The sequence below is a fragment of the Paraburkholderia sediminicola genome (assembly GCF_902859805.1).
Taxonomy (GTDB): Bacteria; Pseudomonadota; Gammaproteobacteria; order Burkholderiales; family Burkholderiaceae; genus Paraburkholderia; species Paraburkholderia sediminicola.
On record NZ_CADIKC010000004.1, the window covers coordinates 339,831 to 352,114 of the forward strand.

At 63.1% G+C, this 12,284-nt stretch carries 10 protein-coding genes; 4 read left to right on the forward strand and 6 right to left on the reverse strand.

From position 1 onward, the window contains the following. Window positions 1–186 precede the first annotated feature (186 nt). The 3 genes from R8871_RS17500 to R8871_RS17510 all read left to right on the forward strand — a co-directional run bounded on the left by R8871_RS17500 (window position 187) and on the right by R8871_RS17510 (window position 3,402). Window positions 187–1,158 (forward strand): PadR family transcriptional regulator, encoded by a 972-nt coding sequence (locus tag R8871_RS17500; RefSeq protein WP_175051579.1) that lies wholly within the window; start codon window positions 187–189, stop codon window positions 1,156–1,158. A gap of 82 nt (window positions 1,159–1,240) precedes the next feature. Continuing rightward, entirely contained in the window at window positions 1,241–2,068 is an 828-nt protein-coding gene (locus R8871_RS17505; RefSeq protein ID WP_175051580.1) for a siderophore-interacting protein, read from the forward strand. A gap of 77 nt (window positions 2,069–2,145) precedes the next feature. Then, window positions 2,146–3,402: an MFS transporter gene (locus tag R8871_RS17510; protein ID WP_175051581.1), complete on the forward strand. Its 1,257-nt coding sequence runs from the start codon at window positions 2,146–2,148 to the stop codon at window positions 3,400–3,402. 51 nt (window positions 3,403–3,453) lie between these two features. On the opposite strand, the gene R8871_RS17515 is transcribed toward R8871_RS17510, so the two are convergent. The 6 genes from R8871_RS17515 to R8871_RS17540 all read right to left on the reverse strand — a co-directional run bounded on the left by R8871_RS17515 (window position 3,454) and on the right by R8871_RS17540 (window position 10,909). Continuing rightward, the gene (locus tag R8871_RS17515) at window positions 3,454–4,602 is read right to left on the reverse strand and encodes an enoyl-CoA hydratase/isomerase family protein (RefSeq protein WP_175051582.1); all 1,149 of its coding nucleotides are present in this window, start codon (window positions 4,600–4,602) and stop codon (window positions 3,454–3,456) included. Then, window positions 4,599–5,417 (reverse strand): enoyl-CoA hydratase, encoded by an 819-nt coding sequence (locus R8871_RS17520; protein ID WP_175051583.1) that lies wholly within the window; start codon window positions 5,415–5,417, stop codon window positions 4,599–4,601. Before R8871_RS17520 ends, R8871_RS17515 begins: the two co-directional genes overlap by 4 nt. Continuing rightward, window positions 5,417–6,328, reverse strand: a complete 912-nt coding sequence (gene mmsB / locus R8871_RS17525) for a 3-hydroxyisobutyrate dehydrogenase (protein WP_175051584.1) — start codon at window positions 6,326–6,328, stop codon at window positions 5,417–5,419. Before mmsB ends, R8871_RS17520 begins: the two co-directional genes overlap by 1 nt. A gap of 38 nt (window positions 6,329–6,366) precedes the next feature. Next, complete coding sequence (locus tag R8871_RS17530) at window positions 6,367–7,884, reverse strand: CoA-acylating methylmalonate-semialdehyde dehydrogenase (RefSeq protein WP_175051585.1); 1,518 nt, start codon at window positions 7,882–7,884, stop codon at window positions 6,367–6,369. A gap of 92 nt (window positions 7,885–7,976) precedes the next feature. Then, window positions 7,977–9,668 (reverse strand): AMP-binding protein, encoded by a 1,692-nt coding sequence (locus tag R8871_RS17535; RefSeq protein ID WP_175051586.1) that lies wholly within the window; start codon window positions 9,666–9,668, stop codon window positions 7,977–7,979. Between the two features lie 107 nt (window positions 9,669–9,775). Continuing rightward, window positions 9,776–10,909, reverse strand: a complete 1,134-nt coding sequence (locus tag R8871_RS17540; RefSeq protein WP_175051587.1) for an acyl-CoA dehydrogenase — start codon at window positions 10,907–10,909, stop codon at window positions 9,776–9,778. 299 nt (window positions 10,910–11,208) lie between these two features. Between R8871_RS17540 and R8871_RS17545 the strand changes: the two genes are divergently transcribed. After that, window positions 11,209–12,255: an AraC family transcriptional regulator gene (locus R8871_RS17545; protein WP_175051799.1), complete on the forward strand. Its 1,047-nt coding sequence runs from the start codon at window positions 11,209–11,211 to the stop codon at window positions 12,253–12,255. The last annotated feature ends 29 nt before the right edge of the window (window positions 12,256–12,284 follow it).

The window sequence follows — 12,284 nt, forward strand, 5'->3', positions numbered from 1 at the left end:
GCCGTTCTGAGCGTGATTCTCGGCGTTCTCCGATGATTTCACGAGAGCATGAATGTCATTTACTCAATGACTCCATGGCATGAAAAGCCCCGTCCGAACCTCAGCGACGCAAAAAATGAGTTTGACAAACTATCTTTAGATATATATCTTACGACACATCTTAAGACACAAATGGGAGTACCCAACATGCGTCATCACCATCGCTTTTCCCGTTCGCGTGGCGCGGACGAAGGTTTCTTCGCAGGGCATGACCGCCCGTCACTGCATGCGCTTTGGCATGCGTTCGCTCGTCACTACGAGTTTCGCGGCGAGCGCGGCGGCGAACAACGCGGCGAAGACTTCGACCGCCGTCATGGCGGCCGCGGCGGCCGGCACGAGTTCCACGGCCGCGAGCGCGACCATGGCCGCCACGGCGAACGCAATGAACACGGCGACCGCGACGGCTTCGGCCACGGTCACCGCTTCGGTCACCACGGCTACGAGCGCTTCTCGTTTCACGCACTGTGGCACGCAATCGGCCGCCATGACGACTATCGCGGCGGCAGCCGCGGCGGACGCTTCGGCGGCGGTGGCCCAGGCGGCTTCGGCGGCGACGGCGACGGTTTTCCGCGCGGTCGCAAATTCAGCTCCGACGACCTGCAATTGCTGCTGCTTTCGATGATCGACGCGCAGCCGAGCCACGGTTACGAGCTGATCAAGGCGCTCGAAACGCGTTCGAACGGCTTCTACAGTCCCAGCCCGGGCATGGTCTACCCGGCACTCACGTATCTGGAAGAACTCGGCTACGTGACCGTGCAACTCGAAGGCAATCGCAAGCGTTACGAGCTGTCGGAAGCGGGCCGCGAGTACCTGGCCACCAACCGTGACCGCGTCGAATTGATGCTCGCCAAACTGTCGCATATCGCCCGGAAGATGGATTCCGTGCGCCGCGCGTTTGCCGGCGAGGAGCCCGCCGACATTAGCGAAGGCGGCTGGCTGCCCGAACTGAGCGAAGCACGCCGCGCGCTAAAGCATGCGCTCCTGCGCCGTGACAACGTGCCGGCCGCCGAACAGCGCCGCATCGCCGCGATCCTGATGCGTGCGGCAAATGAAATCGAAGGTGAAGGCAAACCCGCCAGCGACCAGGGCAGTGATCAAGGTGGCGAGCCGACCGCTTGAGATCGCGCTATCCGACACCCGCGTTCGAAGGCGCCCATGCGCGCTTTTGAATGCCAATCAAATCGACAGGAGTAGCACCCTTATGCTGACAAATGACAACCGAGCCGATCTGGCAGTCCATCGCGTGCGGCATCCGCTGAAATTCCGTCTGTTGCAGGTCAGGAAGGTCCACGCGCTGAACCCGCATCTGATTCGCGTGACCTTCACGGGCGAGGATCTGCACGACTTTGTCTCCGCTTCGTTCGACGATCACATCAAAGTGTTCTTCCCCGAACCCGGCGCCGACAAACCCGTGCTGCCGGAAGCCGGGCCTAACGGTCCCGTGTTTCCCGCCGGCCAGCCGCGCCCGATTGCCCGCGATTTCACGCCGCGCCGCTTCGACGCTCAAGCGCGCGAACTTGACATCGAGTTCGCCATGCACGAGGCCGGCCCTGCTGCGACGTGGGCGGCGCAAGCCAAAGTGGGCCAGTACCTCGGCATCGGCGGCCCGCGCGGCTCGCTGGTGATACCGACAGGCTTCGACTGGCATCTGCTGATCGGCGACGACACCGCCTTGCCGGCCATTGCTCGCCGCCTTGAAGAGCTGCCGGCCGGCACACGCGTCGCGGCAGTGATCGAAGTGGCCGACCCGTCGGCGCAGATCGAATTCGCAACGCAGGCTGAACTGCACATAGTCTGGCGCCATCGCAGCGAATCGGGCTATCGCGGCGAGGCCTTGCTGCAAGCGGTACGCGAAATCTATCTGCCCGAGGACGGTGAAGGCTACGTATGGGCCGCCGGCGAATCCGCGACGATGCGTGCGGTGCGCTATCACCTGTGCACTGAACGTGGCGTCGACAAGTCGCGCATTCGCGCGGCCAGCTACTGGAAACAGGGCGCCGAAGCAGTACATGAAACGTTCGACGACTGACTGTCCGCAGCCTGCTCGCCATGAACTGCGCGAGCCCTGCAAGCGGCGTGCGTCGAACAAAAACAAGGATTTGACCGATGTATTCAATTAGCACAAAGCACGAGCGACGATTGCTGTGGCTGCTTGCGCTGACGCAGTTCACCATCATCATGGACTTCATGGTGATGATGCCGCTCGGCCCGCAGATCATGCACTCGTTCAGCATCACACCTGCAGCATTTGCGACAGCCGTATCGGCGTATTCATGGTGTTCGGGCCTGTCGGGCTTATTCGCCGCGACCTATATCGACCGCTTCGACCGGCGGCGTCTGTTGCTGACGATGTATGCGCTGTTCGCGCTGTCGAACCTGGCGTGCGCACTGGCGAGCAGCTTTCCCCTTCTGCTGGTCGCGCGTGCGTTTGCGGGCATTACGGGTGGCGTGTTGGGCTCGGTGATCATGGCGATTGTCGGCGACGTGATCCCGGTGCAGCGCCGCGGCGCCGCGACGGGCACGATCATGACTGCCTTTTCATTGGCCGCGATTGCCGGCGTGCCGGCTGGCGTGATGCTAGGCGCGCACTTCACCTGGGCAGCACCGTTCTATTTGCTGGTGGTGTTGTCGGTGATCGTCTGGGTTGTGGGGTGGCAACTGGTCCCTTCGCTTGCGGAGCATCTGAGCCGTCGGCAGCCGGCGCTTGGCGAGGTACTGCCTGATTTGTGGCGGCTGTTGAGCAACCCACGGCATATGAATGCGTTTGCGCTGACTTTCATGATGATGATCGCGCACATGCTGGTGATCCCCTTCATCTCACCGGTGCTGGTCGCTAATCATGGTGTGGCTCCCGCGCAATTGTCGTGGCTGTATATGGCAGGTGGCGCGGCAACGTTCTTCACGTCGCGCCGGGTCGGCCGGCTGGCAGACCGGTTCGGCACGCGGCTCGTATTCCGGATTGCGGCGGTACTGTCGTTTCTGCCAGTCCTGTTTGTGACCCATCTGCCGAATCTGCCTTTCTACGCGCTCGTGATGTTTTTCCCGTTTTTCATGGTGCTGATGTCCGGACGGATGGTGCCGATGCAGGCACTGCTGACCACCGTGCCGGAGCCCGCCCGCCGGGGTGCTTTTCTTAGCGCCAACAGTGCGCTGCAGGCATTGGGCACGGGGTGCGGCGCGTGGATCGGCGGCTTGATGCTAAGCAGTTCGCCGACGGGACAGATCGAGGGATATGGGACCGTCGGATGGGTGGCAGTCGCCGTCGCGCTGATCGGCGTGCTTTGGATTTCCCGGGTTCGGGGGGCGCAAAGCAGCGTGCCGCCAACAGGTGTATTCAGCGGCGACACCGTAGGAGAAGGTTGACGTTCAAGCGTGCCGACGCGGTCTGAAAAACCGAGCCGGCGCGCGCGGCCCTTAGCCTTCTTCAACCCCCAGCCCAACCAGCGGATGTGTTTCCCGCTTCCACGGTGAGCTCAGAAAATGCCGGACGCGTTCCGAGCGCACTTCAGCAAGCGTCGCCGGCGCCCAGCGGCTCTTGCGATCCTTATCGATCAACTGCGCCCTCACGCCTTCGCAGAAATCGCCTTCCTCGATCACCCGCTTGACGATGCCCAGTTCCATCCGGAAGCATTCCGCCAAGGTCATCTGCCGGCCTCGCAGGAGCGCCTCGCGCGTGACATATAGCATCGTGGGCGAGTGTCCAATCATCGCGTCATAGGCCGACTGCAACCACTGTTTCACCTCACGCGCGGGCTCGCGCTCCAGGTCGTGGCGCAACGTCGCGACGATCCGCTCGATGCTCGAGCGCCGGTCGAAATGCCGCAGGATCAACTGCGTAAACGGCCCCAATGCAGCGTGCGGGATGATGTTGCATGGCGGCTCGAACACGCCGCGCAAGGCAACCATCAAGTCTCCTGCGTGCGACATGCGCTGTAGACGCTCTTCGAAGGTGCCAAGCCACTCGGCCGGCACGCACAGATCCGCCAGTTGCAGGCGCAACGCATCGGCGCCGGATAAGGTCACGCCGGTAAGCCCGACATACAACTCGACCTCCGCCGGCATCACGCTCAGGAAACGCGTCGCACCGACATCAGGCAGAAAGCCGATGCGCGTCTCCGGCATCGCGATCTTGCTGCGCTCCGTGACGATGCGCAGCCGCGCCCCTTGACCGAGCCCCATGCCACCGCCCATCGAGACACCGTCGAGCAGGGCGACCACCGGCTTCGGAAACTTATGCAGCGCGTAGTCGAGCCGGTATTCGTCGACAAAGAACGCAAGCCACCGGCTGTCGCCATTCTTCGCAAGCCGGTGCACTTCGCGCACGTCGCCGCCGGCGCAAAAGCCCTTGGCGCCTGCGCCTTTCAGCACGAGCGCAACGATGCCCTCGTCGGTACGGCAATGTTCGACCAGTACGGCAAGCTCGCGCACCATCGCGTGCGATAGCGCATTGAGCGCGGCAGGCCGGTTCAGCGTGATGATCGCCACGCGGTTGACGACCCGAAACAGAATCTCGCGCTCCGCTTCGACGCCCGTATCGATCGCGACGCTCTGCAAGGCGCTCATCGATGCGTCTCCTCCCCGGCGTTAGCCGCCGGCTCAGTTTGCGTCACCTGCCAGCGCGGCGCGCGCTTCTCGAGAAACGCATTGACGCCTTCGCGCTGATCGACGCCGTCGAACAGATCGACAAAGCGTTCCCGCTCCACCGCCAACGCCGCCGCACGCGGCACGCCGTTGCGGCCCTGGTGAATCAGCGTCTTGCTGAAGCCGACCGCTTGCGGGCTGAGGTTCGCGACACGCGCCGCCATCGTCAGCGCGGCCTCGCGCGCGGCGCCCTTTTCCACGACTTCTTCGACGAGGCCGATACGCAATGCGGTCGCGGCGTCGACGCGTTCGCCGGTCAGAATCATCCGTTTGGCCCAACCTTCGCCGACCAGCCACGGCAGTGTCTGCGTGCCGCAGCCGCACGGCAGCAGACCCACCGCCGTTTCGGGCAGAGCCATCAACGCGTGTTGCTCGGCGATGCGGATATCGCAGGCCAGCGCGCATTCGAGCCCACCGCCCATCGCATAACCATTGATCGCGGCGATCACCACCGGTCGTGCGTTCTGCAGAGTCTCGAACGCCGCGCCGAAGCGCGTTGCCGCCGTGCGCGCGACTTCGCGATTACCGTCAGCAAACGTGTTCAGATCGGCGCCAGCGCTGAAGAACTTGGGTCCGTCGCCCGTAATCACGATGGCCCGCACGCGCGCTTCGCCATTCAGCCGCTCCACCGTTTGCTGCAATAGCAGCAAACCGTCCGGCGTGAACGCGTTCGCGGGCGGCCGTTTGAGCGTCAGCAGCGCAACGGCGCCGTCGTGTGCGTAGTCGAGTTCGATCATTACGCGCCTCCGTCCTTGCTGTCCTTGCCGTCCTTACGATAAAGCTTGATCACCGCCGAGAAGTCCAGACGTCCCGCGCCCTTCGTGCTCATCGTCTGATAAAGCTGTTGGGCCAAAGCGCCGAGATACACCGGTTGACGCGCGAATTTCGCGGCGTCAGTGGCGAGGCCCAGGTCCTTCAACATCAGATCGGTGCCAAAGCCGCCGGTATAGCCGCGCGTGGACGGCGCGGTTTCGATTACGCCGGGCATCGGGTTATACGTGTCCGAACTCCAGCAGCGGCCCGTCGAGGTGTTGATGATGCCACCCAGCACTTTCGCGTCGATGCCGAGCGCCTCGCCCAATGACATCGCCTCTGCCACGCCTGCCATGGTGATGCCGAGCACGAGGTTGTTGCAGATCTTCGCAACCTGACCGGTGCCGGTGTCGCCGCAATGGACGATGTTCTTGCCCATGGCCGACAACACCGGCTTGACCTGCTCATACGCATCCGCGCTGCCGCCGACCATGAAGGTCAAGGTGCCTGCCGCCGCGCCGCCGGTGCCGCCCGAAACAGGCGCGTCGACGAAGGTGTTGCCGCGTTGCTCGGCCAGTTCGGCAAACGCCTTCACACTCGCCGGATCGATGGTGCTCGAATCGATGATCGTCACGCCTTCCGCGATGCCGGCGAAAACGCCGTCATCCGCGATCAGCACGCTGCGCACGTGAGTGGCCGCAGGCAGCATCGTCACCACACATTCGGCGTCGGTCACCGCGGCTTTCGGCGAACTCGCGGCTTTGGCGCCCGCATCGACGAGTGTCTGGACCGCTTGCGCGTTGAGATCGAATACGTTGACCGCGTGACCGGCCTTCAGCAGGTTGAGCGCCATCGGCGCGCCCATGTTGCCGAGTCCGATAAAGCCTATTTTCATGATGTCATTTCCCATGCAAAGCAATCGACCTTAGGTCATCAGCGCAGGCTGATGGTCGTGTTGACGCCGTCGTTGACGGTATCGTCGTCGAACCAACGCGCGGTAACCGTCTTGGTCTGCGTGTAGAACTGCACAACCTGCTTACCGTACGGCCCGAGGTCGCCCAGTTTCGAGCCGCGCGAGCCGGTGAAACTGAAGAACGGCACGGGCACCGGAATCGGAATATTGATGCCGACCTGGCCGATATCGATCTCGCTCTGGAACTTGCGCGCCGCCGCGCCGCTTTGCGTGAAAAGACCCACGCCGTTGCCGAACGGATTGCTATTGACGAGCGCGATCGCGTCATCGAGCGTCGCGGCAGTCAGCACCACCAGCACCGGGCCGAAGATTTCCTGTTTATAGATTTCCATCCCGGTGGTGACATCGGTGAATACCGTTGGGCCGATAAAGTTGCCTTGCTCGTAGCCCGGCACCTTCACGTCGCGGCCGTCGAGCGCCAGCGTTGCGCCCTCTTTCACACCCGTTTCGATCAGGCCGAGAATGCGTTGCTTCGCGGCGCGCGAGACGACCGGGCCAACGTCCGTACCCGGCTCATTACCCGCGTTGACCTTCAGCGTCTTCGCCTTCGCCACCAGATCCGGCAGCCATTGCTGCGCCGCGCCGACGAGCACGACCACCGAAGTCGCCATGCAACGTTGTCCCGCTGCGCCAAACCCTGCACCGGCGAGAGCATTCAAGGTCTGCTCGCGATTCGCATCGGGCAACACCACCGCGTGATTCTTTGCGCCCATCATCGATTGCACGCGCTTGCCGTGTTCGCTGCCGAGGCGATAAACGTGCGTGCCCACCGCGGTCGAGCCGACGAAGGAAATCGCCTTCACCAGATCGTGCGTGCAGAGCGCGTCGACCACGTCCTTGCCGCCATGCACGACGTTCAGCACGCCCTTCGGCACACCGGCTTCGAGCGCCAGTTCGACCAGTTGCATCGTCGACAGCGGATCCTGCTCGGACGGCTTCAGCACGAACGTATTGCCGCAGACGATCGCCATCGGGAACATCCACAACGGGATCATCGCGGGGAAATTGAACGGCGTGATGCCGGCGCATACGCCGATCGGCTGACGCAACGTGTAGGTATCCACGCCACCTGCCACGTTCTCGGCGAATTCGCCCTGTTGCAAGGTGCCGATCGAGCAGGCGTGCTCGACCACTTCGAGTCCGCGGAAGATATCGCCTTCCGCGTCAGGAATCGTCTTGCCCTGCTCGGCGCTCAAGGTCCTGGCGATGCGCGGCGAATGCTCGCGAATCAGCGCCTGGAACTTCAGCATGATGCGCATGCGCGCGCCGATCGGCGTGTCCTTCCATGTCTTGAAGGCGGCGTGTGCGGAGCGGATCGCTTCGTTCACTTCATCGGCGGTGGCGAACGGCACGCGTGCGAGCACCTCTTGCGTGGCCGGGTTGACGATGTCGCGCCATTCGGTGGTTTTGGATTCGACGAATTCGCCGTTGATCAGCAGCTTGACGGTGGCGGGCTGGTTCGATGCAGTTGCGCTCATGCTGGAACTCCTGTGCAGTGGCCGCGTGGCGGCCGGACAGTGATGTGGAATAAAAATGATCAACGCAGGATCAACGCAGGATCAACGCAAAATCAACGCAGATCCGGGAAGTCCTCTTCCCAATACTCGCCCGGCAGGCGCGCGGGTTCGGCTTCGCGCTCCATTTCGCGGCGCCGCAATTCGACGCGGCGGATCTTGCCGGAGATGGTTTTCGGCAGCTCGCTGAATTGCAGGCGGCGAATCCGTTTGTACGGTGCGAGTTTTTCGCGCGAGAACGCGAAGACCGCGCGCGCGAGTTCGGGGCTGGCTTCATAGCCCTGGCGCACGGTGACGAATGCTTTGGGCACCGACAGACGCAATGCATCGGCGCTCGGCACCACTGCAGCTTCGCCGATCGCTTCGTGTTCGATCAGCACGCTTTCGAGTTCGAAGGGGCTCAGCCTGTAATCGGACGATTTGAAAACGTCATCGGCGCGGCCGACGTAGACGTAGTAGCCGTCATCACGGCGCAAAGCGACGTCGGAGGTGTGGTAGAAGCCGTTGCGCATGGCTTGCGCGGTCGCGTTGGCATTGTTCGCGTAGCCGGTCATCAAACCGAGCGGACGTTCGGCCAGAGGCAGCGAGATTTCGCCTTCGGTGACGGGTTGATCGTCCGCATCGAGGAGCTCGATTTTGTAGCCCGGCAACGGACGGCCCATCGAACCCGGCACAACCGGTTGGCCGGGCGGATTGCCGATCTGGCAGGTCGTTTCGGTCTGACCGAAACCGTCGCGTATCGTGATACCCCACGCATGTTTGACGCGTTCGATGATCTCCGGATTCAAGGGCTCGCCCGCGCCGACGATCTCGCGCAGCTTCACCGGATAGTCGGCGAGATGCTCCTGTACGAGCATGCGCCACACGGTCGGCGGCGCGCACAGCGTGGTGACGTTGAAACGGACCAGCACGTCGAGCGTGTCTTTCGGCACGAAGCGCGGAAAGTTGAAAACGAACACGCAGGCCTGCGCATTCCACGGCGCGTAGAAGCAGCTCCACGCGTGCTTGGCCCAGCCCGGCGAGCTGATGTTCCAATGGATGTCGTTCGGTTGCAGCCCGATCCAGTACATGGTCGACAGATGGCCGATCGGGTAACTTTGATGCGTATGCTCGACCAGTTTCGGCTTCGAGGTCGTGCCCGAAGTGAAGTACAGCAGCATCGGGTCGGTGGCGTGCGTGACGCCGTCGGGCGTGAATTGCGGCGATGCGTCATAGGCCGCTGCAAGATCGATCCAGCCGTCGCGCGGCGTGCCGACTGAGATGCGCGTGAGCGGCACGTCGAGTGAGTCGAACTTGGCGAGCTCCGCGCTATCGACCACTACGAACTGTGCCCCACCGATCTGCACGCGGTCGCGCACGTCATCGGCGGAAAGCTGGGTGGTGGCCGGCAGCACGATCGCGCCGAGCTTCATGGCGGCAAGCATCACGTCCCAGAGTTCGACGCGATTCGGCAGCATCAGCAGCAAGCGGTCGCCACGCCCCACGCCGAGACCACGCAGGAAGTTCGCCATGCGCGACGAGCGCTCCGACATCTGCGCGTATGAGAGACGCAAACCCTCGCTTGCCGGATCGTCGACGATCCACAGCGCCGGGTTGTCGTTGCCTCGCGCGATCACGTCGAAATAGTCGAGCGCCCAGTTGAACTGGCCCAGCGTCGGCCACGCGAATTCGCGGTAGGCGCGGTCGTAGTCGGTTCGATGGCGCAATAACAGGTCACGCGCTTCGAGAAAGCCCTTCGCTGCAGTCATCGTCGTCTCCATTGCCATGCTGGTGGCGCGGTATGCGCTCTGATTTTTACCTGTGCAATTGCCTTGCCGGCAGGCTATTTTGCGCTCAAACGCCGTCTAACTTGCGTTTAAACATGCCGCGCAATAACCATCCGCTGCACTTCGCTGGTTCCTTCGTAAATCTGCGTGATGCGGGCGTCGCGATAGTGGCGTTCCACCGCATAGTCCTCGAGATAGCCGTAGCCGCCGTGAATCTGGATGGCATTCGAACAGATCTCTTCGGCCAGTTCCGACGCAAACAGTTTGGCCTGCGATGCCTCGGACAAACACGGTTTGCCCTCCGTGCGCAGACGCGCCGCGTGGTGCACGAGCAGACGCGCCGCGTTCAGGCGGGTCGCCATGTCGGCGAGCATATTGGCGATGGTCTGGTGGTCCTTCAGCGCCTTGCCGAACTGGATGCGTTCGTTCGCATAGAGACGCGCGGCATCGAATGCGGCTCGCGCGATGCCAACCGCCTGCGCCGCAATACCAATGCGCCCGCCCTCGAGATTCGACAAGGCGATGCGCAGACCTTCGCCCGGTTCGCCGAGCAGATTGGCTTCGGGCACCGCGCAATCGTCGAACGAGATCGGGCAGGTGTCCGAGGCGCGAATGCCCAGCTTGTGCTCAGGCTTGCCGACGTTGAAGCCCGGCGTATCGGTGGGCACGATGAAGGCTGACAGGCCGCGCTTGCCGCGGTCGGGATCGGTGACGGCGAACACGATCGCGATGTCCGCGCGCGCCCCGTTGGTCACGAACTGCTTGTTGCCGTTGAGAATCCATTTGCCGTCGCGCAGCACCGCGCGCGTGCGCAGATTGTTCGCCTCGGAGCCGGCTTGCGGCTCGGTCAGGCAGAACGCGCCGATGCGGCGGCCGGTGGCGAGGTCTTGCAGATAGCGGTCTTTTTGCGCGTCTGTGCCGAAGTTCAGGATCGGCCCGCAGCCGACCGAGTTATGCACGCTCATCAACGTGGCGCAGGCGGCGCAGCCCGCGGCGATCTCTTCGAGTGCGAGCGCGTAGGCCACGTAGTCGGTATAGGAACCACCCCACTCGGATGGCACGATCATGCCGAGAAAGCCCAGCTCGCCCATTTGCGTCACGACTTCTGAGGGCAGCTTCGCGTCGCGATCCCACTGTCCGGCGTAGGGCGCGAGACGTTCGGTGGCGAAGTCGCGGGCGGCGTCGCGGATCATCCGCTGTTCGTCGGTGTAGAAGCTATCCATGGCTCGATCCTGTTGTATGCATCGCGTCGCAGCGACGAGGCGCTGCCTCGTCATTTGCGACTCATCGCGGGGAGATGACCGGCCTCGCCGGGATGTCTCCGGGGCAAGGCGTCTCGCGATGGGTTCAGGCCAAGTGTAGGCAAGCTACTGGACAGGTTCGATGCTCAGCCCGATCATTCTGATTGAGCGCATTTGCCATACCGGTATCATGCAAACCTGATTCAAGCCACAGTTTCAAGGGCTTAGCGAATCGCCCCAAGGAAAATGTTGAGCGCATTTGCCAGAGAACCATGAAAAACATGAAGAACGCCAGGGACGACAAGGGCACGATTTCCGTCAGTCTTGTCGAGGAGGCCCTGACGCTGGCGCGAGCGCGCGGGTTCGAGGCGCTGCCGCTCGCCGAAGCCGCCGGCATCGCGGCAACCATGCTGGCGTCGCCAAAAAGCCGGGTCTCGTCGGCGCAGTACGGCGCGTTGTGGGCCGGCATCGCCCGCGCGCTGGACGACGAGTTCTTCGGCCAGGACTCGCACCGGATGAAGAGCGGCAGCTTCATCGCGATGACCCAGACGGCGCTGAGCGCGCGCAACGGCGCGCAAGCGCTTGCGCGGGCGGTCGGCTTCATGCGGCTCGTACTCGACGACCTCGGCGCAGAGATCGAAACGGATGCGCAGCGCGTGCGCTTGCGGTTTGTCGAACGCGAAGGGGCGAGGCCGCCGGCCATGTTCGCTTATGCGACCTACTTCATCGTGGTTTACGGCCTGCTGTGCTGGCTGGTCGGGCGGCGCATTCCGCTGATCGAGGCGCGCTTTCGCTGCGCCGAACCGCCTGCCGCGCATGAATACCGTCTGATGTTCTGCGACGACATGGCGTTCGATCAAACCGGATCGTATGTCGATCTGTCGCCGGCGTTTCTCGAATTGCCGGTGATCCAGACTACGAAGTCGGTCAAGCCGTTCCTGCGCGATGCGCCCGGCAGCTTCATCGTCAAATACCGCAATCCTGGCTCGCTTGCCGCGCGCGTGCGCAAGATGCTGCGCGCGCTGCCGATGGCCGGCTGGCCGGCCGCCGACCAGATGGCGCTGCGCCTGCACGTTGCCGAAGCGACGATGCGGCGGCGTTTGAAACAGGAAGGCTATACCTATCAGTCGATCAAGGACGACTTGCGGCGCGACATCGCAATCGGCGAACTGCAGGACACCGATCGCACGATTGCCGACATTGCCACCACCGTGGGTTTTGCCGAGCCGAGCGCGTTTCATCGCGCGTTTCGCAAGTGGACCGGGATGCGGCCGACCGATTACCGGCCAGCGCGTGCGGATTTCACGCGCCGCGCGGAATCGGACTAAGCTGTAAGGAGCAGGCCAGCCTTTTTGGG

What these genes read in the sequence shown, in the direction of transcription:
- R8871_RS17500 (WP_175051579.1), top strand. Translation starts at nt 187, where the DNA reads ATGCGTCATCACCATCGCTTTTCCCGTTCGCGTGGCGCGGACGAAGGT.
- R8871_RS17505 (WP_175051580.1), top strand. Translation starts at nt 1,241, where the DNA reads ATGCTGACAAATGACAACCGAGCCGATCTGGCAGTCCATCGCGTGCGG.
- R8871_RS17510 (WP_175051581.1), top strand. Translation starts at nt 2,146, where the DNA reads ATGTATTCAATTAGCACAAAGCACGAGCGACGATTGCTGTGGCTGCTT.
- R8871_RS17515 (WP_175051582.1), bottom strand. Translation starts at nt 4,602, where the DNA reads ATGAGCGCCTTGCAGAGCGTCGCGATCGATACGGGCGTCGAAGCGGAG.
- R8871_RS17520 (WP_175051583.1), bottom strand. Translation starts at nt 5,417, where the DNA reads ATGATCGAACTCGACTACGCACACGACGGCGCCGTTGCGCTGCTGACG.
- mmsB (WP_175051584.1), bottom strand. Translation starts at nt 6,328, where the DNA reads ATGAAAATAGGCTTTATCGGACTCGGCAACATGGGCGCGCCGATGGCG.
- R8871_RS17530 (WP_175051585.1), bottom strand. Translation starts at nt 7,884, where the DNA reads ATGAGCGCAACTGCATCGAACCAGCCCGCCACCGTCAAGCTGCTGATC.
- R8871_RS17535 (WP_175051586.1), bottom strand. Translation starts at nt 9,668, where the DNA reads ATGACTGCAGCGAAGGGCTTTCTCGAAGCGCGTGACCTGTTATTGCGC.
- R8871_RS17540 (WP_175051587.1), bottom strand. Translation starts at nt 10,909, where the DNA reads ATGGATAGCTTCTACACCGACGAACAGCGGATGATCCGCGACGCCGCC.
- R8871_RS17545 (WP_175051799.1), top strand. Translation starts at nt 11,209, where the DNA reads ATGAAGAACGCCAGGGACGACAAGGGCACGATTTCCGTCAGTCTTGTC.